The organism is Microbacterium marinilacus (assembly GCF_019753765.1).
In the GTDB taxonomy this organism is placed as follows: Bacteria; Actinomycetota; Actinomycetes; order Actinomycetales; family Microbacteriaceae; genus Microbacterium; species Microbacterium marinilacus.
This window is the reverse complement of record NZ_JAIJZW010000007.1, coordinates 124,921-149,991: the sequence shown is the minus strand read 5'-3', so window position 1 is coordinate 149,991 and position 25,071 is coordinate 124,921. Positions and strand designations below refer to the sequence as shown.

General features: G+C 73.8%; 22 protein-coding genes and 1 pseudogene. 15 read left to right on the top strand and 8 right to left on the bottom strand.

From position 1 onward, the window contains the following. Positions 1–74: 74 nt before the first annotated feature. Positions 75–1,067, bottom strand: a complete 993-nt coding sequence (locus K5S26_RS12815; RefSeq protein ID WP_221858758.1) for an iron-siderophore ABC transporter substrate-binding protein — start codon at positions 1,065–1,067, stop codon at positions 75–77. A 96-nt stretch (positions 1,068–1,163) separates the two neighbouring features. Here K5S26_RS12815 and K5S26_RS12810 point away from each other — a divergent pair, with 96 nt between their 5' ends. The 3 genes from K5S26_RS12810 to coaA are packed head-to-tail and all read left to right on the top strand — an operon-like array spanning position 1,164 to position 4,197. Continuing rightward, positions 1,164–2,165: a FecCD family ABC transporter permease gene (locus tag K5S26_RS12810; protein ID WP_221858756.1), complete on the top strand. Its 1,002-nt coding sequence runs from the start codon at positions 1,164–1,166 to the stop codon at positions 2,163–2,165. Then, entirely contained in the window at positions 2,162–3,193 is a 1,032-nt protein-coding gene (locus tag K5S26_RS12805) for a FecCD family ABC transporter permease (RefSeq protein ID WP_221858754.1), read from the top strand. The genes K5S26_RS12810 and K5S26_RS12805 overlap by 4 nt, the downstream gene beginning before the upstream one ends. 32 nt (positions 3,194–3,225) lie before the next feature. After that, positions 3,226–4,197: a type I pantothenate kinase gene (gene coaA / locus K5S26_RS12800; RefSeq protein ID WP_221858958.1), complete on the top strand. Its 972-nt coding sequence runs from the start codon at positions 3,226–3,228 to the stop codon at positions 4,195–4,197. A gap of 37 nt (positions 4,198–4,234) precedes the next feature. On the opposite strand, the gene K5S26_RS12795 is transcribed toward coaA, so the two are convergent. The 6 genes from K5S26_RS12795 to kdgD form a co-directional block, all read right to left on the bottom strand. After that, complete coding sequence (locus K5S26_RS12795) at positions 4,235–4,909, bottom strand: FadR/GntR family transcriptional regulator (protein ID WP_221858752.1); 675 nt, start codon at positions 4,907–4,909, stop codon at positions 4,235–4,237. A 61-nt stretch (positions 4,910–4,970) separates the two neighbouring features. Then, positions 4,971–7,496, bottom strand: a complete 2,526-nt coding sequence (locus K5S26_RS12790; protein ID WP_221858750.1) for a glycosyl hydrolase — start codon at positions 7,494–7,496, stop codon at positions 4,971–4,973. Next, complete coding sequence (locus K5S26_RS12785; RefSeq protein WP_221858748.1) at positions 7,493–8,800, bottom strand: MFS transporter; 1,308 nt, start codon at positions 8,798–8,800, stop codon at positions 7,493–7,495. Before K5S26_RS12785 ends, K5S26_RS12790 begins: the two co-directional genes overlap by 4 nt. 98 nt (positions 8,801–8,898) lie before the next feature. Further along, complete coding sequence (locus tag K5S26_RS12780) at positions 8,899–10,029, bottom strand: L-talarate/galactarate dehydratase (RefSeq protein ID WP_221858746.1); 1,131 nt, start codon at positions 10,027–10,029, stop codon at positions 8,899–8,901. Positions 10,030–10,150: 121 nt separating this feature from the next. Continuing rightward, positions 10,151–11,731: an aldehyde dehydrogenase (NADP(+)) gene (locus K5S26_RS12775; RefSeq protein ID WP_221858744.1), complete on the bottom strand. Its 1,581-nt coding sequence runs from the start codon at positions 11,729–11,731 to the stop codon at positions 10,151–10,153. A 17-nt stretch (positions 11,732–11,748) separates the two neighbouring features. Further along, on the bottom strand, positions 11,749–12,684 hold the full coding sequence (kdgD, locus tag K5S26_RS12770) for a 5-dehydro-4-deoxyglucarate dehydratase (RefSeq protein ID WP_221858742.1): 936 nt from the start codon (positions 12,682–12,684) through the stop codon (positions 11,749–11,751). A 556-nt stretch (positions 12,685–13,240) separates the two neighbouring features. On the opposite strand from kdgD, the gene K5S26_RS12765 reads away from it, so the two are divergent. The 9 genes and pseudogenes from K5S26_RS12765 (at position 13,241) to K5S26_RS12725 (ending at position 20,556) form a co-directional block, all read left to right on the top strand. Continuing rightward, a complete protein-coding gene (locus tag K5S26_RS12765) occupies positions 13,241–13,549 on the top strand; it encodes a helix-turn-helix domain-containing protein (protein ID WP_221858740.1) in 309 nt (102 codons plus the stop codon). A gap of 108 nt (positions 13,550–13,657) precedes the next feature. Then, on the top strand, positions 13,658–15,511 hold the full coding sequence (gene glmS, locus K5S26_RS12760) for a glutamine--fructose-6-phosphate transaminase (isomerizing) (protein WP_221858738.1): 1,854 nt from the start codon (positions 13,658–13,660) through the stop codon (positions 15,509–15,511). Between the two features lie 108 nt (positions 15,512–15,619). Further along, positions 15,620–15,967: pseudogene (locus K5S26_RS12755) on the top strand (holo-ACP synthase); the annotation flags it as partial. Between the two features lie 122 nt (positions 15,968–16,089). Then, a complete protein-coding gene (gene alr / locus K5S26_RS12750) occupies positions 16,090–17,256 on the top strand; it encodes an alanine racemase (RefSeq protein WP_221858735.1) in 1,167 nt (388 codons plus the stop codon). Then, entirely contained in the window at positions 17,253–17,735 is a 483-nt protein-coding gene (tsaE, locus tag K5S26_RS12745) for a tRNA (adenosine(37)-N6)-threonylcarbamoyltransferase complex ATPase subunit type 1 TsaE (protein ID WP_221858733.1), read from the top strand. The genes alr and tsaE overlap by 4 nt, the downstream gene beginning before the upstream one ends. A 70-nt stretch (positions 17,736–17,805) precedes the next feature. Beyond that, complete coding sequence (gene tsaB / locus K5S26_RS12740) at positions 17,806–18,498, top strand: tRNA (adenosine(37)-N6)-threonylcarbamoyltransferase complex dimerization subunit type 1 TsaB (protein ID WP_221858724.1); 693 nt, start codon at positions 17,806–17,808, stop codon at positions 18,496–18,498. Then, on the top strand, positions 18,495–19,022 hold the full coding sequence (gene rimI / locus K5S26_RS12735; RefSeq protein WP_221858722.1) for a ribosomal protein S18-alanine N-acetyltransferase: 528 nt from the start codon (positions 18,495–18,497) through the stop codon (positions 19,020–19,022). Before tsaB ends, rimI begins: the two co-directional genes overlap by 4 nt. Before the next feature lie 14 nt (positions 19,023–19,036). Then, positions 19,037–20,143 (top strand): tRNA (adenosine(37)-N6)-threonylcarbamoyltransferase complex transferase subunit TsaD, encoded by a 1,107-nt coding sequence (gene tsaD / locus K5S26_RS12730; protein WP_221858956.1) that lies wholly within the window; start codon positions 19,037–19,039, stop codon positions 20,141–20,143. Next, on the top strand, positions 20,140–20,556 hold the full coding sequence (locus tag K5S26_RS12725) for a hypothetical protein (protein WP_221858720.1): 417 nt from the start codon (positions 20,140–20,142) through the stop codon (positions 20,554–20,556). The genes tsaD and K5S26_RS12725 overlap by 4 nt, the downstream gene beginning before the upstream one ends. Position 20,557: 1 nt before the next feature. On the opposite strand, the gene K5S26_RS12720 is transcribed toward K5S26_RS12725, so the two are convergent. Continuing rightward, positions 20,558–21,754, bottom strand: a complete 1,197-nt coding sequence (locus K5S26_RS12720) for a class I SAM-dependent methyltransferase (RefSeq protein ID WP_221858718.1) — start codon at positions 21,752–21,754, stop codon at positions 20,558–20,560. A 280-nt stretch (positions 21,755–22,034) separates the two neighbouring features. Between K5S26_RS12720 and groES the strand changes: the two genes are divergently transcribed. The 3 genes from groES (at position 22,035) to K5S26_RS12705 (ending at position 24,985) form a co-directional block, all read left to right on the top strand. Further along, the gene (gene groES, locus K5S26_RS12715) at positions 22,035–22,331 is read left to right on the top strand and encodes a co-chaperone GroES (RefSeq protein ID WP_017203655.1); all 297 of its coding nucleotides are present in this window, start codon (positions 22,035–22,037) and stop codon (positions 22,329–22,331) included. 164 nt (positions 22,332–22,495) lie between these two features. Next, entirely contained in the window at positions 22,496–23,458 is a 963-nt protein-coding gene (rarD, locus tag K5S26_RS12710) for an EamA family transporter RarD (RefSeq protein WP_308122957.1), read from the top strand. A 204-nt stretch (positions 23,459–23,662) separates the two neighbouring features. Beyond that, complete coding sequence (locus K5S26_RS12705) at positions 23,663–24,985, top strand: ABC transporter substrate-binding protein (RefSeq protein WP_246603969.1); 1,323 nt, start codon at positions 23,663–23,665, stop codon at positions 24,983–24,985. Positions 24,986–25,071 lie beyond the last annotated feature (86 nt).

Here is a 25,071-nt window from a genome sequence, read left to right as displayed (position 1 = left end):
GGTTTGCGTGGTTCATTTGCGGCCGATCCCGGCGGGGGCCCCGGCCCTATCCGCGCCGGCGCACCCGCGAAGGATCAGTCGATCGCGTCCTCGAGGAGCGGGACGAGGTTCTCGATCGCGTACAGCTTCGACGCCGGCGTGCCGAGCGAGAACGACTGCGACACGTTGCCGTCGATCACCACGGCACGCCCGTCCTCGACCGCCGGGATCTGCTGCCAGCCGGCGTCCTCGGTGATCTCGGTGGTCTCGATCCAGATCGGGAAGGCGACGATCAGGTCGGCGTCCAGCAGGTCGAGCTGCTCGGGCGAGATCTTGACGCTCCAGCCGTTCTCACTCGTGTCGGAGAGGTCGGTGATCGTCTCGTTGGGCACGAAGCCCAGGTCCTCGAGGAACAGGCTGCGGGCGTCGTCGAAGTACGCGCCCCAGCCCTCGCTCGTGCGGGTCGCGGCGGTGAAGGTCTTGCCCGCCCACTCGGGGTGCGCCTCGGTCACCTCGGCGAACGCCGCGTCGACCTCGGCGAGCATCTCCTCGGCGCGCTCCGGCTGGCCGAGGGCCGCGCCCACCATGCGCACCTGCTCGTCGGGCCGGGTCTTGTAGCCCTCGCCGCCCTCGGACACGCCGACGGTCGTCGCGATCGAGGACAGGCGCTCGTAGCGCTCCGCGTCGCCGGCGCCGCGCACGTCCAGGATGAGGTCGGGCTCGAGCGCCGCGACCGCCTCGTACGACAGCTCGAGGGTGCCGAGGATCTCGGGGGCCTCGTCGTACAGGCCCTCGGACCACGGGCCGACGCCCTCCCCGCCGAACGCCAGCCAGTCGGCCGCGCCGACGGGCTGCACGTCGAACGCGAGCGCGAGCTCGGCATCGCCCCAGCCGAGCGCGACGACGCGCTCGGGCTTCTCGTCGATCGTGACGTCGCCGAAGTTCGTCGGGATCGTCACGGGGTAGCCCGAGTCGGCGGAACCGGCGCTGGAGTCGGCGGCCGGCTCGTCGGCGGCGGGGGACGAGCACGCGGTGAGCGCCAGGGCGCCGACGACGGCGACGACGGCGAGACCTCGGAGGGAACGCATAGGAGAGGACCTTCTTCGTCTGGGGACGGTTGACGGGTGACACCCGGACGGCGGGATTCGCGATCCCGCGACTGCTGAGGCTAGCCTAACCACATCATGTCCGCCCGCTCCCGACGCCTTCTCGCGCTCGGGGGAGGCATCGCGGCGCTCGCCGCGGTCGTGGTGCTGAGCCTCGCGATCGGCAGCCGCCCGGTCCCGCCCGACGTCGTCCTGGCGGCGCTGACGGGCGGGGACGTCGCGCCGGCCGACCTGCACGCGATCGTCGAGCTGCGCGTGCCGCGCACGGTGGTGGGCGTCGTGACCGGGGCGGCGCTCGGCGTCGCGGGCGCTCTCATCCAGTCGATCACCCGCAACCCGCTGGCGGATCCCGGCATCCTCGGGGTGACCGCGGGGTCGTCCTTCTCGGTCGCGCTCGCCGTGGCGCTGCTCGGCGCCTCCGCGCCGACGCAGTACGCGTGGTTCGCGTTCGGCGGCGCGCTGGTCGCGACCGTGGCGGTCGCCCTGATCGGCGGCGGGGCCGCCCGCATCGACCCTGTCAAGCTCACGCTCGCGGGCGTGGCCTTCTCGGCCGTCCTGACGGGCATCGTCGGCGGCCTGCGGCTCTCCGCGCCACGCACGTTCAACGCGCTGCAGGTCTGGGAGGCGGGCACGCTGCTCGAGCGCGGCTGGGACGTGCTCGTGCCGCTGCTGCCGTTCCTCGCCGTGGGTCTCGCGTTCGCTCTGCTGGTGGGCGGCCCGCTGAACGCGCTCGCGCTCGGCGAGGACGTGGCCCGCTCGCTCGGCGCGAAGGTGGGGCTCACCCGGGCCGGGGCCGTGCTCGCCATCGCGCTGCTCGCCGGCGGCGCGACAGCCGTCGCCGGGCCGATCTCGTTCCTCGGCCTCATGGTGCCGCACCTCGCCCGCGCGCTCGCCGGGCCCGACCAGCGCTGGATCACCGGTCTGACGCTGCTGTACGCGCCGGTGATCCTGCTCGCCTCCGACATCATCGCCCGCGTCGTGCTCTGGCCCGGAGAGGTGCCCGTCGGCATCGTCACCGCCTTCGTGGGGGCGCCCGTGCTGATCGCGCTCGTGCGCCGCCGGCGGGTGATCGCGCTGTGACCGCCGTCGACGCCGCCGTGCAGGACGTGCGCCTCGCGCTGCACTCCCGCCGTCGTCGCTCCGTGCTCACCGCGGCGCTGCTGGGCGCCCTCGCCGGCGCGCTGTCGATCGTGGCGCTCGCGCTGGGCGATCTGGGGCTCACGATCGGCGAGGTGGTCGTGGCGCTGACGGGGCAGGGCGGGTTCGACTCGACCGTCGTGCTCGAGTGGCGGCTGCCGCGCGTGGTCGCCGCGCTGCTGTTCGGCGCGGCGCTGGGAGTCGCCGGCGCGCTGTTCCAGACCATCACGCGAAACCCGCTCGGCTCGCCCGACATCATCGGCTTCGCGACCGGCTCGTACACGGGCGTCATCTTCGCGACCGTCGTCCTCGGCCTGGGCGCCGCGGCCTCGACGACCGGCGCTCTCCTCGGCGGCGCCGCCACCGCCGTCGTCGTGTACCTGCTCGCCTACCGCCGCGGCGTGCAGGGGTTCCGGCTGATCGTGGTCGGCGTCGGCGTGACCGCCATGCTGCACGGCGTCAACATCTGGCTGCTGCTGCGCGCCAAGGCGGAGGTCGCGATGACCGCGGCGATGTGGGGCGCTGGATCCCTCTCGCTGGCGGCGTGGCGAGACGTGCTGCCCGGCGCGATCGCGCTCGCCGTGGCCGCGCCGCTGGTCATCCTCGCCGCTCACACCCTGCGCCAGCTCGAGCTGGGCGACGAGACCGCGGCGTCCCACGGCGTGCGCGTCGAGCCCGCCCGTCTCGGCATCCTCGGCCTCGGTGTCGTGCTGACCGCGCTCGTCACGGCGACCACCGGGCCGATCGCCTTCGTCGCCCTGTCCGCCCCGCAGATCGCGCGGCGCATCGCGGGCTCGGGCGGCATCCCGCTGCTGCACTCCGCCCTCACCGGGGGCTTCCTGCTGCTCGGGGCGGACATGCTCGCGCAGCACGTGCCGGCCAGCCCCGTGCCGGTGGGCGTCGTCACGGTGGTGCTCGGCGGCGTGTATCTCGTGGCGCTGCTCGTCGGCGAGGCCCGCAGGGGACGCTGAACGTGCCGGACGCCGGCGGCCGCGCCGATACGATGGGCCGGATGAGTGCCGCAGCCCCTCCCTCCGCGCCGCTCTCGCTCTACGGCGAGATCGCGCGCGACGACTGGTCGCGCCTCGCGGCCGGGATGGACCAGCCGCTCACCGAGTCGGAGGTCATCAAGCTGCGCGGCATCGGCGACCGGCTCGACCTCACGGAGGTGCGGGAGGTCTACCTGCCGCTGAGCCGCCTGCTCTCGATCTACGCGAAGACCACGCGCCGGCTCGGCAGCGAGGTCAGCGACTTCCTGGGCACCCCGCCCGACCAGGCCGCCGAGCGCACCACGCCGTTCGTGGTGGGCGTCGCCGGCTCGGTCGCCGTCGGGAAGTCGACCATCGCGCGACTGCTGCGCGAGCTGATGAGCCGCTGGGCAGACACCCCGCGCGTGGAGCTCGTCACCACCGACGGCTTCCTGTATCCGAACGCCGAGCTCGAGCGCCGCGGCCTCATGGAGCGCAAGGGCTTCCCCGAGTCGTACGACCGTCGAGGGCTCGTGGAGTTCGTCACGGAGGTGAAGAGCGGCGCCGACGAGGTGCGCGCGCCGTTCTACTCGCACATGAAGTACGACATCATGCCGGACGCGCACGTGGTGGTCAGGCGGCCCGACGTGGTCATCGTCGAGGGGCTCAACGTGCTGCAGCCCCCGCCCGCCCCGAACGACGTCGCCGTCAGCGACCTGTTCGACTTCTCGATCTACGTCGACGCCGACGCGGGGCACATCGAGCAGTGGTACATCGATCGCTTCCTGGCGCTGCGCGAGGGCGCGTTCGCCAACCCGGCGTCGCACTTCAACGTGTTCGCGCACCTGTCCGACGACGAGGCGATCGACACCGCGCGCGGCTACTGGAACGACATCAACCTGCCGAACCTCGTCGAGAACGTGCTGCCCACCAGGCACCGCGCGTCGCTCGTGCTCAGGAAGGGCGCCGACCACTCCGTCGAGTCCGTGCTGCTGCGCAAGCTCTGACCCGTCGCGCGAGGCCGGCGGCCCCGCCCGGGCGCGGTCAGCGGGCGGCGCGGCGGGCGGTGGACGCCGTGAGGTGCGCCCGCATGGCGGCCGAGGCCGCGAGCGGGTCGGCGAGCCGGATGGCCGTCGCGACCGAGCGGTGCTCCGCCAGCACGGCCGCCGCCTCCGCAGCGTCCCGCTGCGCATCGGAGATCCGGGCGGGCGGCAGCACGATGACCCGGGCGCCCATGCGGTCGAGCGCCGCCAGCAGGTAGCGGTTGCCCGAGGCGGCGGCGATCGCCCGGTGGAACGCGAAGTCCGCCTCGACCGTCTCGACCGGCAGCTGCGCGCGCTCGAGGGCGGCCAGGGCGGCATCGATCTCGGCCGTCGCCTCGGGCGTCGCCGCCCGCGCCGCGTGCGCGGCCGCCTCGGCCTCGACCGCGATGCGGAACGCGTGCAGCTCGGAGCGCTCGGAGTCGTCGCGCGCCGAGAGCCAGTCGTCGCCCGACGTCGGTGCGGGCGGGGTCAGCGCATAGCTGCCCGAGCCCACGCGGGTGCGCACCAGGCCCCGCGACTGCAGGCGGTGCAGCGCCTCCCGCACCACCGGCCGGCTCGCGCCGAACTCGTCGACGAGGCGCGCCTCGCTGGGCAGGCGCTCCCCGGGCGCGATGGTCCCCTCGACGATCCGGTCGGCGAGGACCCGCGAGATCTCCTCGGCGCGCGTTGTGCTCATCGACCCATCGTCCCATCCGCGGCGGGCCCGCCCCGATCCGTGCCCCGCGGCGGGGCGGGGCTCAGCGCGTGATGCGCACGACCGGGGCGCGCAGGATGCCCGAACGCACGCCGTCCGCCCGGCTCGCGGCGTCCTGTACGCGGAACCGCGCTCCCGTCGCCGCGCGCACCTCCGCTGCGGCGCCATCCGCGGCGCCGGCGGCCGTCGGGCCCACGCCGAGGCCCGTGACCTCGACGCGCAGGCGGTGGACGCCGGCCGCGAGCGTGCCCAGCGAGACCGTCGACGGCGTCCGCCACACGCCGCCCGCGGGCGTGCCGTCGACGAGGACGCGCGCGGCGGCGCCGATCGGCGGGGTCGCGGGCGCGGCGAAGGAGTTGCCGCGCAGGCCCCCGGCGCCGGCGAGGGCGGGCGGCGGGGGCAGCGGATCGCCGAAGTCCAGCACCGCGGCGCCGCCCTCCGGCAGGTGGAGCTCCGCCTCGTAGGCGAGGCGCTCGGTGCCCTGCGGCACCAGCGGGTCGTCCTCCCACACGTGCGGCAGGGAGACCTCGCGCGTCCCGTCCGGCGAGGCCAGCGCCCAGCCGGTCGGGCTGATCGCGGCGCCCGACGGCGCGGCCTCCGGCGCCGTGTCCAACGCCCTGCCGGCCTGCGCGACGAGCACGCCCTCGTAGGAGCCCAGGCGGATCGTGGCGACGCCGCCCTCCGCCACCGTCCGCGCCTCGCCCGTGACGGCGTCCCAGACGGTGAGGACGCGGTCGCGGTCGGCGGCGCTCAGCGTGACGGTGCTGTCGGTCTCCGCGGTGTTCACCACCAGTGACAGCCAGGCGTCGTCGAGGCGTCGGGTCGTGACGCCGACGGTCGTCGGCCTGCTCGTCGACAGGGGCGGGACGAGCCCCGCGAGCGCGCCCCGGATCTCGGCGGTGCGGGCCTCTCCTTCGGCCGCGGAGAGGCGGACCACGCGGCGGCCCGAGCGGCGCAGCACCTCCTCCGCGACCGGCGTCGGGGTGCAGCCGGCGGGCACGAGCACGACGTCGAACCTCTCGGCGCCGCCGGCCCGCAGCATGTCGTCGTCGAGCACGTCGGCGTCCAGCCCCTCGGTGCGCACGGCGGAGAGGAAGTCGTCGTCGACGAAGCGCCGCGTCTGCCGCCAGAGATCCAGCGGACGCTCGCCGTCGGGGCGCGCACGCAGCTCGGCCACCGGATGGTAGATCGCGACCTGTGCGACTCGGGTGCCGAGCTGGAGGGCCGCGCACATCCGGCCCAGGCCCGTGAACAGCTCCGGCGCCACGGGCCACCACGGGTTGCGGGCGTCCAGCGCACCGGAGGCGTAGAAGACCGGCTGTCCGTCGCCGAGCGCCGCTCCGAGCGGCCATCCGTGCCCCACCAGCAGGTTCACGCCGCCCAGCAGGTGCTCGTACGCCTCGCCCAGCAGGTCGAACGGCCCGGCGCGGAACGAGGGGGAGCGCACCCACGTCCAGGTCTCCGACGACACGAGCGTCCTGCCGTATGCGCCGGCGGCCGACACCGCCCAGCCGTTCTTCGTCCAGCGACGCCAGCCCCAGCCCTCGCCCTCGAACAGGTCGACGTGCCGGAAGCTGCTCATCAGCATCGGCGGCTCGCCGTAGCACTGCGCCCGGAACAGGATGTCGTGCGCTGCGGCCCAGCGCCGGAACGTCGCGAGGAAGGCCTCCTCGAACAGCTCGGTCAGCGTCGCGAGCACGTCCGCCCGGAGGCGCTCCGAGCCCGGCGCCTGCGCGTGCAGCATCCAGAGCTCCGGCAGCAGCTCGTAGCCGCGGCGGACGCGGAACTCGTCGGGCAGCGACGGCGTCCAGTCGGCGTCGAAGACCTCGAAGCTGTCGCAGAACCCGGCGTGCACCCGCTCGGCGCCGGCGGCGCCCACCAGGGGCGCGGCGACCCGGTCGAGGTGGGCGCTCGCCGCCGCGGCGGAGTAGTGGTCGAGCACGAGCCCCTCGGCTCCGTGCGGCGCGCGCTTGACGTTCTGGCCCGTGAGGCGCGAGACGGCGACCAGCACCACGCGGGGGCCGCGCCCGAGCAGCGGCACCTCGATCCGGGATCCCGCGCCCTCGTGCGCGGCCTCCCGGGCGCTCAGCTCGACCCGCTGCCACTCCCGGGGCGGCTCCTGCAGCGAGCCCGCGCCGGCGTAGGCGGCGATCACCCGGTCGCCGTCGAGCGGGGCGCGGTAGCCGACGCCCTCGATGCCGGGAGCCACCTCGATCCGCTCCCAGTGCAGCCGCCGTGCGGCGAGGTCCTCGTCGACGTGCGGGCCGCCGAACGGCCAGCCGGCGCCGAGGGTGAGGTCGAAGCGCAGGCCGCGCGCCGCGGCGCCGCGCGCCGCGTGCGACACGAGCTCGAGGAACGCCGGCGAGAGGAAGCCCGTGCCGTGCTCGGCGACGGGGTAGACGAAGCAGGCCTCGACCCCGCCGATGCCCGCGGCGGCCATGGCGTCGAGGTCGGCGTCGATCGCCTCCGCGCTGAGGTGGGAGGAGAACCACCACCACCGCATCAGGGGTCGCCCGTGCGGGCCGCCCTCTCGGACGGCCCGCACGACGTCGAGCGCGGTGGACGTCATCGACCGAGGCGCGCGTCGGGGACGGCGACGGGCTCCGGGCCGACCTCCTGCGCCTCCTCCTCGTCGATCGCGGTGGTGCGCTGCCGGCTGAAGACGACGAAGGCGAGCACGACCGCCACCAGGCATGCCCCGGCGAGCAGCCCGAACAGGGCGCGCGGGCCGTTCGCGAGCACGACCGGTGTCACGAGCGCGAGCCCCGCCGAGCCGAAGCGGGCGATGGCGATGATGGCGCCCTGCGCCGACGAGCGCAGCAGGGTCGGGAACGACTCCTGCGTCCAGATCTTCATGATGCCCTCGCCCGCGAACACCGTGCCCACGAGCCACAGGAACATCATGATGTGGAGGGTCCACACCTGCGGGCCGAACACCAGCGGGACGCACATGGCGACGACCGTGCAGGCGGCGCCCGCGGCGAACCACGTCATGCGCCACCGGGTCGCGACCACCTTCATGAACACGAGCACCAGGATCGCACCGAGGAACATCGTGATGAGCTTCACGGTCGAGTACACCTGCACGGTCGAGTCGGCGACCTCGGTGTACATGTAGGCGCCGTACTGGCCGACGGTGTTCGAGCCGAGGTTCATCAGCGTGTAGAAGGCCGCGAGGGCGAGGAAGTACGTCACGAAGGGCGGCTTGAGCAGGGTCTTCAGCGTGCTCCAGCCGAGCGCCGCGTCCGAGCGGCTCGTCGCCTCCGCCTTCTCGGCGAGCCGTTCCGCGCGCCAGCGCGCGGACTCGGGCACCGAGATGCGGCCGAGCAGCGTGAGCAGCGTGATGACGGCGATGTGGCCGAACAGGATCTGCGCGCCGAGCTGTCCCCAGTCTCCAACGACGGTGGCGATGCCGAGCGCGACCATGCTGCCGATCTTCCACAGGAAGTGGCTGAACCCGATCATGCTGCCCCGCAGGCCCGCCTTCGCCATCTCGGCGATGGTCGCCAGCGAGACCGGCAGGTCGGCGCCCGCGCCGAGCCCGACGAGGATCATGCCCGCCAGCAGCCCGGGGAACACCTCGACGAACACGAGCAGCAGCGAGCCGACCGCGATCATCGCCATGGTGGCCAGGAAGACGACCTTCCTGCCGAACAGGTCGCCGAGGCGGCCCCCGAACAGGGCGCCGATCGCGACCGTGAAGGTCAGCGCCGACGACAGCACGCCGATCATCTCGGGGGTGAGCGCCAGGGTGTCCTTGAGCAGCACGAGCGCGGTGCCGCTGGACGTCATCGCTGCGGCGTCGATGTACGACGCCATGCCGGCGATGAGCGCGATCCACCACATCCGGCGGGTCGATAGGCGTTCTGACATCTTCCAAGACCTCTCTGTCATTGTGTCCGCGGCGGCTGTGCCGCGGGCGTTGCTCCCGTCGGGTGGGACGGAGACCCGGCGCGGCGGCCGGGCCGGGCTCATCTCGACACGGTCACCGACTCGGTCGTCCAGGCGCGGGCCTGGCCGCTGAAGGTGATGCCGAGGCCGGGGCGGTCGGGCACGACCATGCGGCCGTCGCGCGTCTCGAGGCGCTCCTCGAAGAGCGGGTCGAGCCAGTCGAAGTGCTCCACCCACGGCTCGCGCGGGTAGCAGGCGGCCAGGTGCAGGTGGATCTCCATCGCGAAGTGCGGGGCGAGATCGAGACCCGCCTGGTCGGCGAAGGTCATCAGGCGCAGGAACTGGGTGATCCCGCCGACGCGCGGTGCGTCGGGCTGAATGATGTCGCACGCCCGTGCGGCGATGAGCCGCTCGTGCTCGGCGACGGACGCGAGCATCTCTCCCGTCGCGATGGGGGTGTCGAGGGCGCGGGCGAGATCCGCGTGGCCCTCCGCGTCGTAGGCGTCGAGCGGCTCCTCGATCCAGACCAGGTCGAACTCCTCCAGGCGGCGGCCCATCCGCAGCGCGGTGGCGCGGTCCCACTGCTGGTTCGCGTCGACCATCAGCGGCACGGCGTCGCCGATGTGCTCGCGCACGGCGCGCACGCGGCGCAGGTCCTCGCCGGAGTCGGGGAGCCCCACCTTGATCTTGATGCCGCCGATGCCCTGCTCGATCGACTGCGAGGCGCGCTCGCGCACCTCGTCGATCGAGGCGTTGAGGAAGCCGCCGGAGGTGTTGTACGTGCGGACGGAGTCGCGGTGCGCGCCGAGCAGCTTGGCGAGCGGAAGCCCGGCCCGCTTGGCCTTGAGGTCGTACAGCGCGATGTCGATGGCGGCGAGCGCCTGCGTCGCGACGCCGGAACGGCCGACGGAGGCGCCGGCCCACAGTAGCTTCGTGTAGAGGCGCTGGATGTCGTTGGGGTCCTCGCCGATCGCGGCGGCGGCGACCTCCTTGGCGTGGGCGTACTGTGCGGGGCCGCCCGCGCGCTTGGAGTAGCTGAAGCCGTGCCCGGAGAAGCCCTGCTCCGTCTCGATCTCGGCGAGCAGGAAGACGACCTCGGTCATCGGCTTCTGCCGTCCGGTGAAGACCTTCGCGTCGGAGATCGGCGTCTGCAGCGGCAGAGCGAGCGTCGACAGCGTGAGCGAGCGTATGGCGTCGGGCGTGTAGGCCATTGATCCTTCGTCCTTGAGGCGATCCGGGTGCTCCACAAAATCTATCAGACAACTTCATAACCTGTAACACAGCAGATGGGCGCACCCCCGAAGGGATGCGCCCATCTGGGGCGAACGCGGGTCAGCGCTGCTCGAGCACGCCGTCCACGCGGCGCACGAGGTGCCAGGGGTTGCCCTCGCGAAGCGGCGTCGGCAGCAGCGCGTCGGGCAGGTTCTGGTAGGCGACGGGCCGCAGGAACCGCTCGATGGCGAGCGTGCCCACGCTCGTGGTCCGCGAGTCCGAGGTCGCGGGGAACGGGCCGCCGTGCACCATGGCGTGCCCCACCTCGACCCCGGTGGGCCACCCGTTCGCGAGGATGCGCCCCGCCTTGCGCTCCAGCACGGGCAGCAGCGTCGCGGCGAGCTCGTGATCGCGTTCGGTCAGCTGCAGCGTCGCCGTGAGCTGTCCCTCCAGTCGGCCGGCCGCCGCCGCGAGGTCGTCCGCGCCGTCGTAGCGCACGACGAGCGAGGCGGCGCCGAAGATCTCGTCCTGCAGGGCCTCGAGGCCCAGGAAGGTCGACGCGTCCGTCGCGTGCAGCACGGGGGCGGGCGCGTTGTCGCCGTCCCCGTCCGTACCGCGCGCCAGCACGTCGACGTCGAGCTGCTCGCGAGCCGAGACGCCGTCGCGCCAGGCGCGCGCGATGCCGGGGGTCAGCATGACCTGCCCGACCGCGTCGCCGAGCGCGTGCGCGGCCGCCGCGACGAAGCGGTCGCCCTGTTCGCCGCGCGGTACGAAGGCGATGCCGGGCTGCGTGCAGAGCTGGCCGCTCGAACCCGTGACGCTCGTCACGTACGCCGCCGCGAGGGCGTCCACGTCGCCGTCGAGCGCGCCGGGCAGCACGAACACCGGGTTCACCGAGCTCATCTCGGCGTACACCGGGATCGGGACGGGGCGGGCCTGTGTGGTGCGGACGATCGCGAGCCCCCCGGCGCGCGAGCCGGTGAAGCCGACCGCCTGGATGAGCGGATCCGCCACGAGCGCCTGGCCGACGTCGGCCCCCGGACCGTAGACGAGCGAGAACACCCCGGGGTGCAGCCCGTGCTCGGCGACGGCCTCGGCGATCGCCGACGTCACCAGCTCGCTCGTGCCCGGATGCGCGTTGTGCGCCTTGAACACCACGGGGCAGCCTGCCGCGAGCGCCGACGCCGTGTCGCCGCCCGCCGTGGAGAACGCGAGGGGGAAGTTCGAGGCGCCGAACACGGCCACCGGGCCGAGCGGCACCTTGCGCTGCCGGATGTCGGGGCGGGGCAGCGGGGTGCGGTCGGGCAGCGCCGGGTCGACCCGGACGCCACGGAAGTCGCCCTGGCGGACGACCTCGGCGAACAGGCGCAGCTGCCCCGTCGTGCGCGCCCGCTCGCCGGTGAGGCGCGCCACAGGCAGCCCGGTCTCCTGGGCGGCGCGCTCGATCAGCGCGTCGCCCAGTGCGTCGATCCGGTCGGCGACGCCGTCGAGGAACGCGGCGTGGGCCTCGGGCGCGAGCGTCGAGAACGACGGGAACGCCTCCTCGGCGGCGGCGGTCGCGGCGGCCAGCTGGTCGATGCCGAGCAGGGTGTACGCCGGCTCGAGACGCTCGCCGGTGGCGGGCGAGATGCCGTGGGTGGTGCCGGCGGTGCCGACGACGCGGGTGCCCGCGATCAGGGAGTGTCCGGTGAGTTCGGTCATGAGGGGTCCTTTCCGGTTCAGACGGCGGCCGCGCGGCGGATGCCGGCGCGTTCGATCAGTGCCGACAGGTCGGCGAACTCGTCGTCCCGCAGGTCGTGCAGGGGCGGACGCACCGGGCCGGCGTCGCGGCCCACCGCGCGCAGGCCGGCCTTGACGATCGAGACGCCGTAGCCGCGGCCGCGGTCGCGCAGCTCGAGGTACGGCAGCACGAAGCGCGACAGCTTCTCCATCACGGCCTCGCGGTCCTGCGCGCGCACGTCGCGGTAGAACTCGAGCGCGAACTCCGGGGCGAAGTTGAACAGCGCCGACGAGTACGTGCTCATCCCCATCTGCAGCAGCGGCAGCGCGAACGTCTCGGCGGTGGGCAGGCCGCCGAGGTAGAACAGGCGGTCGCCGTTGCGCGCGCGCACCTTGGCGAGCTGCTCGATGTCGCCCAGCGCGTCCTTGAAGCCGATGAAGTTCTCGTGGCGTGCGGCCAGCCGCTCCACGGTCTCGGCCGAGTAGACCGCGTTCCCGCGGTTGTAGACGATGATCGCGAGACGCGTCGACGTCGCGATCGCGTCGACGTGGGCCTCGAGCCCTCGCTGGTCGCACTCGGTGAGGTACGGGGGCAGCACGAGGAGCCCCTCGGCGCCGGCCTCTTCGGCGGCGCGGGCGTTCTCGACCGCCTGCCACGTCGCGCCGCCGGCCGAGGCGAGCACGGGCACCTCGGGGCGCGAGCTGTCGACCGCGGCGCGCACCACAGCCGCCGACTCGGCGGGGCTGAGGCTGAAGCCCTCGCCCGTGCCGCCCGCCGCGAACAGGCCCGCGACGTCGTAGCCGGACTGCCACTCGACGTGCTCGCGGTACGCGCGCTCGTCGAACGAGAGGTCGGCGGCGAAGGCGGTGACGGGGAAGGACAGCAGTCCGTCCTTGAGGTGGTCCGCCAGCTCGGCGGGGGTGAAGCGTGCCACGGATGCTCCTGGGGCAGGGCCGGCGAGCCGGCTGTCGGATGAGTCAGGTGTCACGCTAGGCGCGTCCGATCATTCCTGTCCAAGCCTCGATCTGGATGCAACGATGCTTCGAGTGCATCGTTCGGTGGAGCCGTGACGAGCGCTCGGGTCGCGCGCTCAGCGCTCCCGGTCCTCGAGGGATCGCCAGATGTAGACGCCCAGGAGGCACACCCACACGATCAGGGGCACGACCCACAGTGGGGCGGTGCTCACGACCGGCCTCCCCTCGTCGGGTGTCGTCGCGCCGGCGCATGAGGGCGTCGACGGGCGCCTGCGGGGTGGTGACGCGATGCGGGCAGCATGACCTCCGGAACGGGCGAGGGCGTCGCGATGCGTGGGCGACGCCCCCGCCCGAGGCCCTTCGGGTTTCCGCCGGGGGGCTGGCGGGGGACAGGCATGGGGGGCTGCCCCGTGCGCCGGGCCGGAGCGCACAGCCCAGAGTGTACAGATGCCATGGCATATATGCGAGCGTCTGCGTGCGACTGGACTTTATGGATCACGCAGATATGCAGGAGGGATGTCCTCCTCTCCCGCCTCCCTGGAAATCGCGCAGCGCGTCCGCGACCTGCGCCACCGGAGCGGCATGTCCCGGAAGTGGATCGCCGAGGCGGCGGACATCGACATCACCCACCTCACGCGCATCGAGTCGGGGCGCGGCAACCCGACGCTGCACAAGCTCATCCAGCTCGCCGTGGCGCTCGAGGTCGACCCCGGCGAGCTGATCGCCGGTCTCGGCGCCGACGACGTCCCGCAGGAGAACCGCCCGCACGGCTTCAGCGAGCACCATCTCTACCGCCGGCGCCCGCGCGGCGCTCAGGAGAGCTGACGACCCTCGCCGGCCCCGGTCGCCGGCGGCGATCCGGCGTCCGCGATCCCGGCCCGTCACGTCGCGCCGCAACCGCTCCTCCCAGGCGCCGACCGTAGGATCGGAGCCATGTGTGGAATCGTCGGATACGTCGGCCCTCGACAGAGCCAGGACATCCTGCTCGCCGGTCTGGCGCGCCTGGAGTACCGGGGCTACGACTCGGCCGGCATCGCGGTCATCGACGGCGACGGCGCGCTGCACAGCGCCAAGAAGGCCGGAAAGCTCGCCCGCCTGCGGGAAGAGCTCGACGCGCGTCCCATCGGCACCGGCACGACAGGCATCGGCCACACCCGCTGGGCGACCCACGGCGGGCCCACCGACCTGAACGCCCACCCGCACCTGGCCGACGACGACCGGCTGGCAGTCATCCACAACGGCATCATCGAGAACTTCTCCGAGCTCAAGGCCGAGCTCGTCGCGGAGGGTCACGGGTTCCGCAGCCAGACCGACACCGAGGTCGCGGCGGTGCTGCTCGGGCGCGAGTACCGCGCGGCGGGCGGCGACCTGGTGGCCGCGTTCCGCGCCGTGGCGCGCCGGCTCGAAGGCGCGTTCACGCTGCTCGCGATGCACGAGGACCACCCCGGACTCGTCGTCGGCGCGCGCCGCAACTCCCCGCTCGTGATCGGCCTCGGCGAGGGGGAGAACTTCCTCGGCTCGGACGTCGCCGCGTTCGTCGAGCACACCCGCAAGGCGCTCGCGATCGGCCAGGACCAGATCGTCGCGATCACCCCGGACGGCGTCACCGTCACCGACTTCGACGGCAACGACGTCGAGACGTCCCCGTTCGAGGTGATGTGGGACGCGTCCGCGGCGGAGAAGGGCGGCTGGTCGAGCTTCATGGCGAAGGAAGTCTCCGAGGAGCCGGAGGCCGTCGCCAACACGATCCGCGGTCGCGTGCACGAGGGGCGCGTGGTGATCCCCGAGCTCGACGGCCTCGACGACCTGTTCGCGGACATCTCGCGCATCGTGATCCTCGGCGCCGGCACCGCCGCATACGCCGGCCTGGTCGGCAAGTACGCGATCGAGCAGTGGGCGAGGATCCCCGTCGAGGTCGAGCTGGCGCACGAGTTCCGGTACCGCGACCCGCTCGTCGGCCCCGACACCCTCGTCATCTCCATCAGCCAGTCGGGCGAGACCATGGACACGCTCATGGCGGTCAAGGAGGCCGCGCGGCTCGGAGCGAGGACCCTCTCGATCTGCAACACGCAGGGGGCGACCATCCCGCGCGAGTCGGACGCGATCGTCTACACCCACGCCGGGCCCGAGGTCGCCGTCGCATCGACCAAGGCGTTCGTCGCGCAGATCACGGCGCTGTATCTCTTCGCCCTGCACGTGGCGCGCGTGCGCGGCACCATGGGCGCCGACGACCAGGCGGCGCAGATCGAGGAGCTGTCGGCGCTGCCCGACAAGATCCGCTGGGTGCTCGACAACGAGCAGGAGCGCATCGAGCAGCTCGCGCACTGGATGGCCGACACCCGCTCGGTGCTGTTCCTCGGTCGTCACGTGGGGTACCCGATCGCGCTCGAGGGCGCGCTCAAGCTCAAGGAGCTGTCGTACATCCACGCCGAGGGCTTCGCCGCCGGCGAGCTCAAGCACGGCCCCATCGCGCTGATCGAGCCCGGGCAGCCCGTGTTCGTCGTCGTGCCGTCCCCGCGCGGAGCGCAGGTGCTGCACTCCAAGGTCGTCTCCAACATCGAGGAGATCCGCGCCCGCGGCGCGCGCGTCATCGCGATCGCCGAGGCGGGCGACGCCGCCGTGCTGCCGAGCGCCGACGAGGTGCTGCGCATCCCGCTCGCGGCCCCGCTGTTCGAGCCGATCCTGGCCGTCGTGCCGCTGCACGTCTTCGCGATGGGCCTGGCCGAGGCGAAGGGCCTCGACGTCGACCAGCCGCGCAACCTCGCCAAGTCGGTCACGGTCGAGTAAGCGCTCACCCGTGTGCCGAACCACGTCGACCGGCCGAACCCGCCCCGGTCTCCGGTGTGCGTTCGGCGGCACGACGTGGTTCGGCGGGATGACAGGAAGGGACCGCGCATGATCGTGGGCATCGGTGTCGACCTGGTCGACATCCCGCGCTTCGAGCGCACGATCGAGCGCACCCCCAAGCTGCTCGACCGCCTGTTCACGGGCGCCGAGCGCGGCCTGCCGCTGCGCTCCCTCGCCGCCCGCTACGCCGCCAAGGAGGCGCTGATCAAGGCGTTGGGCGGATCGGACGGCGTCCACTGGGACGAGATCGAGATCGCCCGCGAGGGCGAGAGCGTGCCGCCGCGGTTCGCGCTCTCGGGCTCGACCGCCGACGTCGTCGCGGCGCGCGGCATCACCTCGCTGCACCTGTCGCTGTCGCACGACGCCGGCCTGGCGATCGCGTACGTCACCGCCGAGGGCGCCACCGCGGGCGTGCTCGGCGGCGATGCCGTCGACGCCGTCGGGGCGGCCTACGCGCCCGCCGGCGACGGCGACGCGCTGCTGGACGTGCCCGAGGCCGAGGACCCGGAGGAGCCGCGATGACGGGCATGCGCGAGGCGCGCATCGACCTCGCCGCCGTCACCCACAACACCCGCACGCTGCGTGACCTCGCGGGCACGCGCGAGCTCATCGCCGTCGTCAAGGCCGACGCCTACGGGCACGGCGCGGCGGACGTCGCCCGCGCCGCGCTCGCCGGCGGGGCGACGCGACTCGGCGTCGCCGACATCCGCGAGGCCATCGCGTTGCGGGACGCCGGCATCGAGGCACCCGTGCTCGCGTGGCTGCACGACCCCGACGAGACGTTCGTCGACGCCGTCGCCCGCGACGTCCAGGTCGGCGTCTCGAGCCTCGCGCAGCTGCACGCTGTCGCGCGGGCCGCCGAGTCGACGCGCGCCGTCGTCCACCTCAAGCTCGAGACCGGGCTCGGCCGCAACGGCATCGCCTCGCAGGACTGGGCCGACGTCTTCCGCGAGGCCGCGAGGCTGGAGGACGAGGGGCGCCTGCACGTCGAGGGGCTGTTCAGCCACCTCTCCAACACCTCCGACGACGACGACCGCGTGCAGGTGCGGCGCTTCGAGGTGGGCGTCGCGGCCGCCGAGGCCGCGGGCCTGCGCCCCGCCGTGCGCCACATCGCCGCGACCGCCGCGGCGATCGCGCTGCCCGAGGCTCGGCTCGACGCCGTGCGGATCGGCATCGGCCTGTACGGGCTGTCGCCCTTCGCCGACCGTCCGGCCGCCGACGACCCGGCGGCCGGCATCGGGCTGCGGCCCGCGATGACGCTGCGCGCTCGCGTGGCCGCGGTGCGCCGCGTGCCGGGCGGCCAGGGGGTGTCCTACGGCTACGCGCACCGCACCGCCGCTGAGAGCACCCTCGCGCTCGTGCCGCTCGGCTACGCCGACGGCGTGCCGCGCCAGGCGTCCGGCGCCGGCCCCGTCGTGATCGGCGGGGCACGGTTCACGGTGGCCGGCCGCATCGCGATGGACCAGTTCGTGGTCGACGTCGGCGATCACCCGGTCGCGGTGGGCGACGAGGTCGTCCTGTTCGGTGACCCCGCCGCGGGGCACCCCTCCGCGGCGGAGTGGGCGTCGGCGGCCGGCACGATCAACTACGAGATCGTCACGCGCATCGGCCCGCGCGTGCCGCGGGTGCGCGCCGAGGGTGCGAGCCCGGCGGGCGAGACCGGGGCCGCCGCGGAGCGCGGATGATCGCCGAGGACCTTCTCGGACGGCACGAGGTCGCGACCGCCGCCGACATGGAGCGGCTCGGCGCTCGGCTGGGCGCAGGCCTGACCGCGGGCGACCTGATCGTGCTCACCGGTCCGCTCGGGGCGGGCAAGACCACCCTGACGCGCGGCATCGCCGAGGGCCTCGGGGTGCGCGGCCCGGTCCAGAGCCCCACCTTCGTGATCGCGCGGACGCATCCGTCGCTCGTCGGCGGCGCCCCGCTCGTGCACGCCGACGCGTATCGCCTCGCCTCGGCGATGGAGCTCGACGACCTCGACGTCGACGTCGACGGATCCGTCACGATCGTCGAGTGGGGGCGCGGCAAGGTCGACGGCCTGCGCGACTCGTGGATCGACGTCGAGATCGAGCGGCCCGTCGGAGACGTCGCCGACGAAACCGACGCCGAGGACCTCGACCTCGACGCGCCGCGGGTCGTCACGATCGCGCGCGTCACCGCCTGAGGGCCGCGCGTCCGGCGCGCCGGGCAGCGGTGCCCGGCTTCCCGTCAGACAGCGTGGATACCCTGGTGGGGTGATCCTCGCCGTCGACACGTCGCTCGGCTCGACCGTCGCGATCGTCGAGCCGGACGGTGCCGTGCGCGCCGTCGCGCGGAGCGAGAACACGCTGGGCCACGCGGAGGTCATCGGCACGCTGCTGCAGCGCGCGCTCGCGGACGCGGGCGTGAGCCCGGCCGACGTCACCCACGTCGCAGCCGGGATGGGCCCCGGCGCGTTCACCGGTCTGCGCATCGGCATCGCCGCCGCGCGGGCCTTCGCGCTGGGGCGCGGCATCCCCGTCGTCCCGGTGCCGGGCCACGTCGCGGCCGCGCTCGCCCACCTGGACGCGGGCGCGACGGCTCCCTTCGCCGTCGTCACCGACGCGCGCCGCCGCGAGAACGCCGTCACGGTGTTCGACGGCCGGGACGCGAACGGCCTCCCGCGCCGCGTCGCCGGTCCGGAGCTGCGCGCGAACGACGTCGACCTCGCCGCCGACCCGCTGCTCTCGGTCGCCGCCGGTCCCGCCTCCGACGGCGCCCGGGGCGGAGCGCGAACGGCCGAGGTCGTGCCCGTGACCGAGATCCCCGCCGACGCGCTGGGCCGCGTGGCGGCGTCGATGCTCGCCTCCGGCTGGGCGCCGACCGGCGAGCTCGCCGAGACCGAGCCGCTGTACCTGCGCTCGCCCGACGTGACGGTCGGCCACGCCCCGAAGAAGGTGCGCGCATGACCGGCCCCTCCGCGGCGCGGATCCGGCCCGCAACGGGCGACGACCTCGACGCCGTCATGCGGCTCGAGCGCGCCTCGTTCCCCACCGACGCGTGGTCCGAGGCGATGATGCGCGAGGAGCTCACCGGTGCCCATGGGCGCTACTTCGTCGACGAGCTCGCCGGTCGCGTCGTCGGGTACGCCGGCGTGCGCATCCTGCCGGGCTCGCGTGACGCCGACGTCCAGACCATCGCGATCGCCGAGGAGGCCCGCGGGCGGGGGAGGGGCCGGGCGATGCTGCGCACGCTGCTGCAGGAGGCCGCCGGACGCCGCGTCCGCGAGGTGTTCCTCGAGGTGCGGGCCGACAACCCGGTGGCACAGGCGCTGTACGCGTCGGAGGGGTTCGCCGAGCTCGGCCGTCGCCCCCGCTACTATCAGCCGGACGACGTCGACGCCGTGGTGATGCGCCTCGACCTCGAGGGCTGGGCCGCCGCACGGAACCCGACCGCGCTCGCGACGGCCGCCGAGGCGGGGGCATGCTCATGACCGGCCCCGGCCCGATGCCGCGCGGACCCCTGGTGCTGGGGATCGAGACGAGCTGCGACGAGACCGGCATCGGGATCGTGCGGGGCCGTTCCCGCCCCGGCGAGCGGCACGTCCTGCTGAGCAACACGATCGCCAGCAGCATGGACGAGCACGCCCGATACGGCGGCGTCGTGCCGGAGGTCGCCGCCCGTGCGCACCTCGAGGCGCTGCAGCCGGCCATCGAACGCGCCGTCGCCGAGGCGGGCGTGACGCTGGCCGAGGTCGACGCGGTCGCGGTCACCAGCGGGCCCGGGCTCGCCGGGGCGCTCATGGTCGGCGTGGGCGCCGCGAAGGCGCTCGCGGTGTCGCTCGACAAGCCGCTGTACGCCGTCAACCACCTCGTGGGGCACATCGCGGCCGACATCCTCGACGCGGACGCCCCGCCGCTGGAGTATCCGACGGTCGCCCTGCTGGTGTCGGGCGGCCACACCTCGCTGCTGCTCGTGCGCGACCTGACGAGCGACGTCGAGCTGCTGGGCGAGACCGTGGACGACGCCGCGGGCGAGGCCTTCGACAAGGTCGCACGCATCCTCGGCCTGCCCTATCCCGGCGGCCCCGAGATCGACCGGGCCGCCGTCGACGGCGATCCGACGGCGATCCGATTCCCTCGCGGGCTCTCCCGTGCCAGCGATCGTGCCGCCCATCGCTACGACTTCTCGTTCTCCGGGCTGAAGACGGCCGTGGCGCGCTGGATCGAGCAGCGCGAGGCGGCGGGCGAGCCGGTGCCCGTGGCGGACGTGGCCGCGAGTTTCCGGGAGGCGGTCGTCGACGTGCTGGTCGGCAAGGCGCTCGACGCGTGCGCGCAGCACGGCGTGCCCCGCCTGCTGCTCGGCGGCGGCGTGATCGCCAACCGCCGACTGCGCGACGTCGCGCTGGCGCGGGCCGAGGCGGCGGGCGTCACCGTGCGCATCCCTCCGCTGAGCCTGTGCACCGACAACGGCGCGATGATCGCCGCGCTCGCCGCAGAGCTGATCGGCGAGGGGCGCGCCCCGTCGACGCTCGAGTTCGGCGCCGACTCGACCCTGCCGGTCACGCAGATCCAGGTGGCGGCCCGGGACGCGGTGGCCGTGGGGACGGCATGACGGATCCGTCGGCTCCGCTCGCGGACCCCGGGGCGCCGGCGGCCGAGGCCGACACCCGCGCCGCCTCGTCGGTGCGGCCCGCCGTCACCGTGCCGCGCGAACGGGCCCGGGACGCGGGCGTGGCCGTCCCGACGGCGTCGTCGCCGACCGCCCGCCGCACGTCGCGCGGTCGCCTCGCGAGCTGGTCGCTGAGCGTCGCGATGTTCGCGCTGACGGCGTCGTGGTTCACGGGATGGGCGCTGCCGCTCGCGGTGGTCGGCGTGGTGCTCGCGGGCGTCGCGCTCCTCGCGCGCCGTGCTGGCCGCGAGCTCGCGTGGTGGGGCCTCGGCCTGGGGCTCGGCGCCGTCGGCTGCAGCGCCTTCTGGATCGTCTGGGGACTGCGCGCGGCCGCCGAGGTGGCCGCCGTCGGCTGAGTCAGGGGCGCGGCACCCGGTCGGCGAGCACGGCCGTCCGCCGACCGCCGATGCGGGTGACGATCAGCGTCGCGGACTCGTCCCCCTTCAGCGACAGGCGCTTTCGCAGCGCGGCGGGATCGACGTCGACCCCGCGCTTCTTGATCTCGAGCGTCCCGATGCCGCGGGCCCGCAGCGCCTTCGCGAGGGGCTTCGGGTCGGCGGGCAGCACCTCGCGCACCCGGAACGACGTCACGAACGGGCTGGTCGCCGTCGCGTCGCCCGTGAGGTAGGCGATTCCGGGCGCCACCGGTCCCGCCTGGAGCGAGCGGGCGACGTCGCCGATCAGGCGTGCCCGGATGACGGCGCCCTCCGGCTCGTGCAGGAACGCGCCGAGCTCCCGCACCGGCTCGTCCGACGCGTCGGCCGCGGAGGTGAGCTCGTGCGCCTGCTCGCCGCGCAGCACCAGGGCGGCGCGGCGGACGCCCGGCCGTGCGAGGGCGCCGGTCCACACGATCAGCTCGACGGTCGAGCCGTCGACGCTCACCCACTGCGTCTCGGCGCCCTCCGGCACCGCGTCGCGGTCGTGGGCCGGGCCGAGCTTGACGCCGGCGGAGACCCGCCCCGCCAGGTCGAAGGTCCACTCGAGCGGAGGGGAGTAGTCGGCCGCGGACACGCGGGCGGTCTCGGCGTGCCCGGCGGTGCGGCGCGCGGGGTCGAGCCACACCGCGTCGACGTCGTCGAGCCCCACGTCCTGCGCGAGCGCCGAGCGCACCTCGACGTCGCCGCCGAACGGGGCGAGGTTGAACGCCGCGAGGGCGGCCGTCACCTCGTCGGCGTCGACGGCGAGCACGCCGATGCCGAGCGACGCGAACGCGAGGGAGTCGCCGCCGATGCCGCAGCCCAGGTCCGCCACGCGCCGGATGCCGGCCTGGCGCATCCGGCGTGCGTGATGCGCCGAGACGCTCATCCGCGTCGCCTGCTCGAGCGCCGCGCGGGTGAACAGCATGCGCGACGCGAAGGGGCCGAACTTGGCCTCGGCCCGACGCCGCAGCCGGGCCTGGCCGACCACCGCGGAGACGAGCTCGGGGGAGTGGCCGGCGGCGCGCAGCCGCGAGACCGCCCGCGTGACGTCGTCGGTCGTCTCCACCGGGTCCAGCGACTCGAGGAGCGCGAGCCCGTCGCGCGTGAGCAGGGCGTCGAGCTCGGCGGAGTCCATCCGTCCAGCGTACGGTCAGGGCCGCGACACGATGCAGGACGTTCGAGCGGGACCGGCGCGCATCCCGCCGGGGCGGCGCTCGGTCACGCCGCCTCGCGGGCGGAGGTCCTGCGTTGTGTCGGAGGATGACAAAGGCTGGCACTCGCGTTGCGCGAGTGCCAGCATGCCTCCTAAACTGCTGTTAGCACTCTCCATAGGGGAGTGCAAAGCCCCGGCTCCGCGAGGGAGCTCAGGGGCGAACAGTCTTCCCGTACGAAGCACAGGAAAGAAGAGGTACACCGTGTCGGTTTCCATCAAGCCGCTCGAGGACCGCATCGTCATCAAGCAGGTCGAGGCCGAGCAGACCACCGCCAGCGGTCTGGTCATCCCCGACACCGCGAAGGAGAAGCCCCAGGAGGGCGAGGTCGTCGCGGTGGGCCCCGGTCGCATCGACGACAACGGCAACCGCGTCCCGCTCGACGTCGCCGTCGGCGACCGCGTGCTGTACAGCAAGTACGGCGGCACCGAGGTCAAGTTCGGCGCCGACGAGTTCCTGGTGCTGTCGGCTCGCGACGTCCTGGCGGTCGTCGTCCGCTGACCCCGCGACTCTCCGAGAGGGCCCGGACGCGCATCGCGTCCGGGCCCTCTCGCGTCCCGCGCCCGCGGCGTCGCCCGGACGACTCCGCGTCCGTGGCAGGAAACCCGCGATGGATGGCAGGCGCCGCGGGCCCGCGGCGGCCGCGGCGCCCGTAGTCTGAGTCGGTGAACGCCGCCCCCGCCTCCTCGTCCCTGCGCGACGAACGGGGCGGCGGCGAGACGGCCGGGACGCTCTACGCCCTCGGCGCCTACGTGCTGTGGGGCGTCCTGCCTCTCTACTTCGTGGCGCTCGCGCCGGCGGGGTCGTGGGAGGTCGTGGCCTGGCGCGTGCTGCTGTCGCTGGTCTTCTGCGCGCTGCTCCTGACCGTCACGCGCGGATGGGGTCGCTTCGTCGCCGTGCTGCGGCGGCCGCGCCTCGCGCTGCTGATGGGCCTGGCGGGTGCGCTGATCTACGGCAACTGGCAGGTCTTCGTCCTCGCCACGCAGAGCGACCAGGTGCTCGAGGCGAGCCTCGGCTACTTCATCAACCCGATCACGACGGTGCTGCTCGCCGTGATCGTGCTGCGCGAACGTCTGCGGGTGCTGCAGTGGATCGCGATCGGGGTCGCGGCCGTCGCCGTGGTCGTGATCATCGTCGGGTACGGCGACGTGCCCTGGTACGCCCTGCTGCTGACGGCGACCTTCGGGGCGTACGGCCTGGTGAAGAAGCAGGTCGGCGGCTCGGTCGACGCCACGAGCGGCCTCGCGCTCGAGACCCTGTGGCTCGCGCCGGTCGCCGTGGTCCAGCTGGCGCTGGTCGCGGCGAGCACCGGCATCACCCTCGGCACGGCGGGCGCCTGGCACACCGTGCTGCTGCTGAGCGCGGGCGTCGTGACCGCCATCCCGCTGCTGCTGTTCGCCGCCGGCGCCCGCCGCGTGTCGCTGACCACCATCGGGCTGCTGCAGTTCGCGGGACCGATCCTGCAGTTCATCGTCGGCGCGGCCGTGCTGCACGAGCCGATGCCGCCGGCCCGGTGGGTCGGGTTCGGCATCGTCTGGATCGCCTGCGTGCTGCTGATGGCCGACCAGGTGCGCCACGCCCGCCGTGCGCGGATCGCACGCGGCGTCGCGATCGACGGGGGCGCCTGACCGCGGGCTGTCCCGCAGAACGACGGGACCGGTAACGATTCGATCCCGAAAGGGCCCGCGCGCTGTGCGAGTGCGCGCCCGAAAACACACGCGAAACAAATCGCCGGTAGATTTCCGTCCATTACCCGCGGCCGCCTGTGCACTCCCTGGGAGCGCGCAGGCCCCAGTCCCCATCCGCGGGTCCTGATGAAAGGACGGAACCAGATGGTTCGATCCCGGAAGCTGTTCGGCGCCATCGCCCTCACCGGCGCCGCAGCTCTGACCCTCGCCGGGTGTGCCTCCGGAGGCGGCGGCACGTCCGCCGACCCGAGCGAGGAGCCCGAGGAGACCGTCGCGGCCCCGGCCGTGGAGTGCGACCCGCTGACCGAGCCCGCCGGCGAGGTGGGCGGCGAGCTGTCCCTCAAGATCGGCACGGCCCTGCCCCAGACCGGCACCCTGGCCTTCCTCGGCCCGCCCGAGATCGAGGGCGTGAACTACGCGCAGTCGCTCATCAACGAGTACGCCGAGACCACGGGGCTCTCGCTCGACGTGGTGCACGGCGACTCGGGCGACACGGACAACAAGGCCTACGAGACCGAGATCCCCCGCCTGCTGAGCGAGGACGTCTCGGCGATCGTCGGCGCCGCGTCGTCGGGCGTCTCGCTGCAGTTCATCGACGACGTCACCGGAGCGGGCGTCATCCAGTTCTCGCCGGCGAACACGTCCGACCAGTTCACGACGTACGAGGACGACTGCCTCTACTTCCGCACCGCTCCGTCGGACGTGCTGCAGGGCGCCGTGCACGGCAGCTTCATCGCCTCGCAGGGCTATGAGACGCTCGGCCTGATCGTGCTGAACGACGCGTACGGCACCGGCCTCGCGAAGTACATCACCGAGTCGTTCGAGGGCGCCGGCGGCGAGGTCGTCGCCGACCCGACGTTCAACACGGGCGACACCACGTTCGACGCGCAGATCTCCGAGGTGCTCGCGGCGGACCCGCAGGCCATCACGGTCATCAGCTTCGCCGAGGCCGAGACCCTGCTGCCGAGCCTGATCGAGAAGGGCTTCGACGCGGAGAACGTCTTCCTCGTCGACGGCAACATGGCCGCCTACCCCGACTTCCCCGAGGGGCTGCTCGAGGGTGCGAAGGGCACCTACCCCGGTCCCACGCCGGAGGACGTGCAGGAGTTCATCGACGGCCTCAACGCCTATGTGGAGGAGAGCGGCACGACGGCGCTCAGCGACTACACGTACGCGCCCGAGTCGTTCGACGCGGTCAACCTGCTCGCGCTCGCGTCGCTGGCGGCCGGCTCGACCGACCCCGAGGCGATCTCCGGCAAGCTGCAGGAGGTCTCGGGCGGCATCGGCGACGGTGAGAAGTGCACGACGTTCGCCGACTGCGCCGACATCATCCTCGCGGGAGGCGTCGCCGACTACGACGGCGTCTCGAGCCCGGTCACGTTCGACGAGGTCGGCGACCCGACCGAGGGCATGATCAACGTCTACGAGTACGGTGCCGACAACACCTACTCGCCGTACGAGGGCTGACCCCTCGCACGCGGCGAAGCGCCCCCGTCTCCTCCGGAGGCGGGGGCGCTTCGCGCTGTGACCGTGCTGCGCCTGCGGCAGGGGAC

Excerpts from the sequence above, each read along its gene's own strand:
- tsaD (WP_221858956.1), top strand. The coding sequence starts at position 19,037 with ATGCCGCGCGGACCCCTGGTGCTGGGGATCGAGACGAGCTGCGACGAG.
- alr (WP_221858735.1), top strand. The coding sequence starts at position 16,090 with ATGACGGGCATGCGCGAGGCGCGCATCGACCTCGCCGCCGTCACCCAC.
- K5S26_RS12785 (WP_221858748.1), bottom strand. The coding sequence starts at position 8,800 with ATGTCAGAACGCCTATCGACCCGCCGGATGTGGTGGATCGCGCTCATC.
- K5S26_RS12705 (WP_246603969.1), top strand. The coding sequence starts at position 23,663 with ATGGTTCGATCCCGGAAGCTGTTCGGCGCCATCGCCCTCACCGGCGCC.
- K5S26_RS12815 (WP_221858758.1), bottom strand. The coding sequence starts at position 1,067 with ATGCGTTCCCTCCGAGGTCTCGCCGTCGTCGCCGTCGTCGGCGCCCTG.
- K5S26_RS12765 (WP_221858740.1), top strand. The coding sequence starts at position 13,241 with ATGTCCTCCTCTCCCGCCTCCCTGGAAATCGCGCAGCGCGTCCGCGAC.
- glmS (WP_221858738.1), top strand. The coding sequence starts at position 13,658 with ATGTGTGGAATCGTCGGATACGTCGGCCCTCGACAGAGCCAGGACATC.
- coaA (WP_221858958.1), top strand. The coding sequence starts at position 3,226 with ATGGGCCGGATGAGTGCCGCAGCCCCTCCCTCCGCGCCGCTCTCGCTC.
- rimI (WP_221858722.1), top strand. The coding sequence starts at position 18,495 with ATGACCGGCCCCTCCGCGGCGCGGATCCGGCCCGCAACGGGCGACGAC.
- K5S26_RS12790 (WP_221858750.1), bottom strand. The coding sequence starts at position 7,496 with ATGACGTCCACCGCGCTCGACGTCGTGCGGGCCGTCCGAGAGGGCGGC.
- K5S26_RS12720 (WP_221858718.1), bottom strand. The coding sequence starts at position 21,754 with ATGGACTCCGCCGAGCTCGACGCCCTGCTCACGCGCGACGGGCTCGCG.
- K5S26_RS12725 (WP_221858720.1), top strand. The coding sequence starts at position 20,140 with ATGACGGATCCGTCGGCTCCGCTCGCGGACCCCGGGGCGCCGGCGGCC.
- tsaE (WP_221858733.1), top strand. The coding sequence starts at position 17,253 with ATGATCGCCGAGGACCTTCTCGGACGGCACGAGGTCGCGACCGCCGCC.
- K5S26_RS12795 (WP_221858752.1), bottom strand. The coding sequence starts at position 4,909 with ATGAGCACAACGCGCGCCGAGGAGATCTCGCGGGTCCTCGCCGACCGG.
- K5S26_RS12780 (WP_221858746.1), bottom strand. The coding sequence starts at position 10,029 with ATGGCCTACACGCCCGACGCCATACGCTCGCTCACGCTGTCGACGCTC.
- K5S26_RS12775 (WP_221858744.1), bottom strand. The coding sequence starts at position 11,731 with ATGACCGAACTCACCGGACACTCCCTGATCGCGGGCACCCGCGTCGTC.
- K5S26_RS12810 (WP_221858756.1), top strand. The coding sequence starts at position 1,164 with ATGTCCGCCCGCTCCCGACGCCTTCTCGCGCTCGGGGGAGGCATCGCG.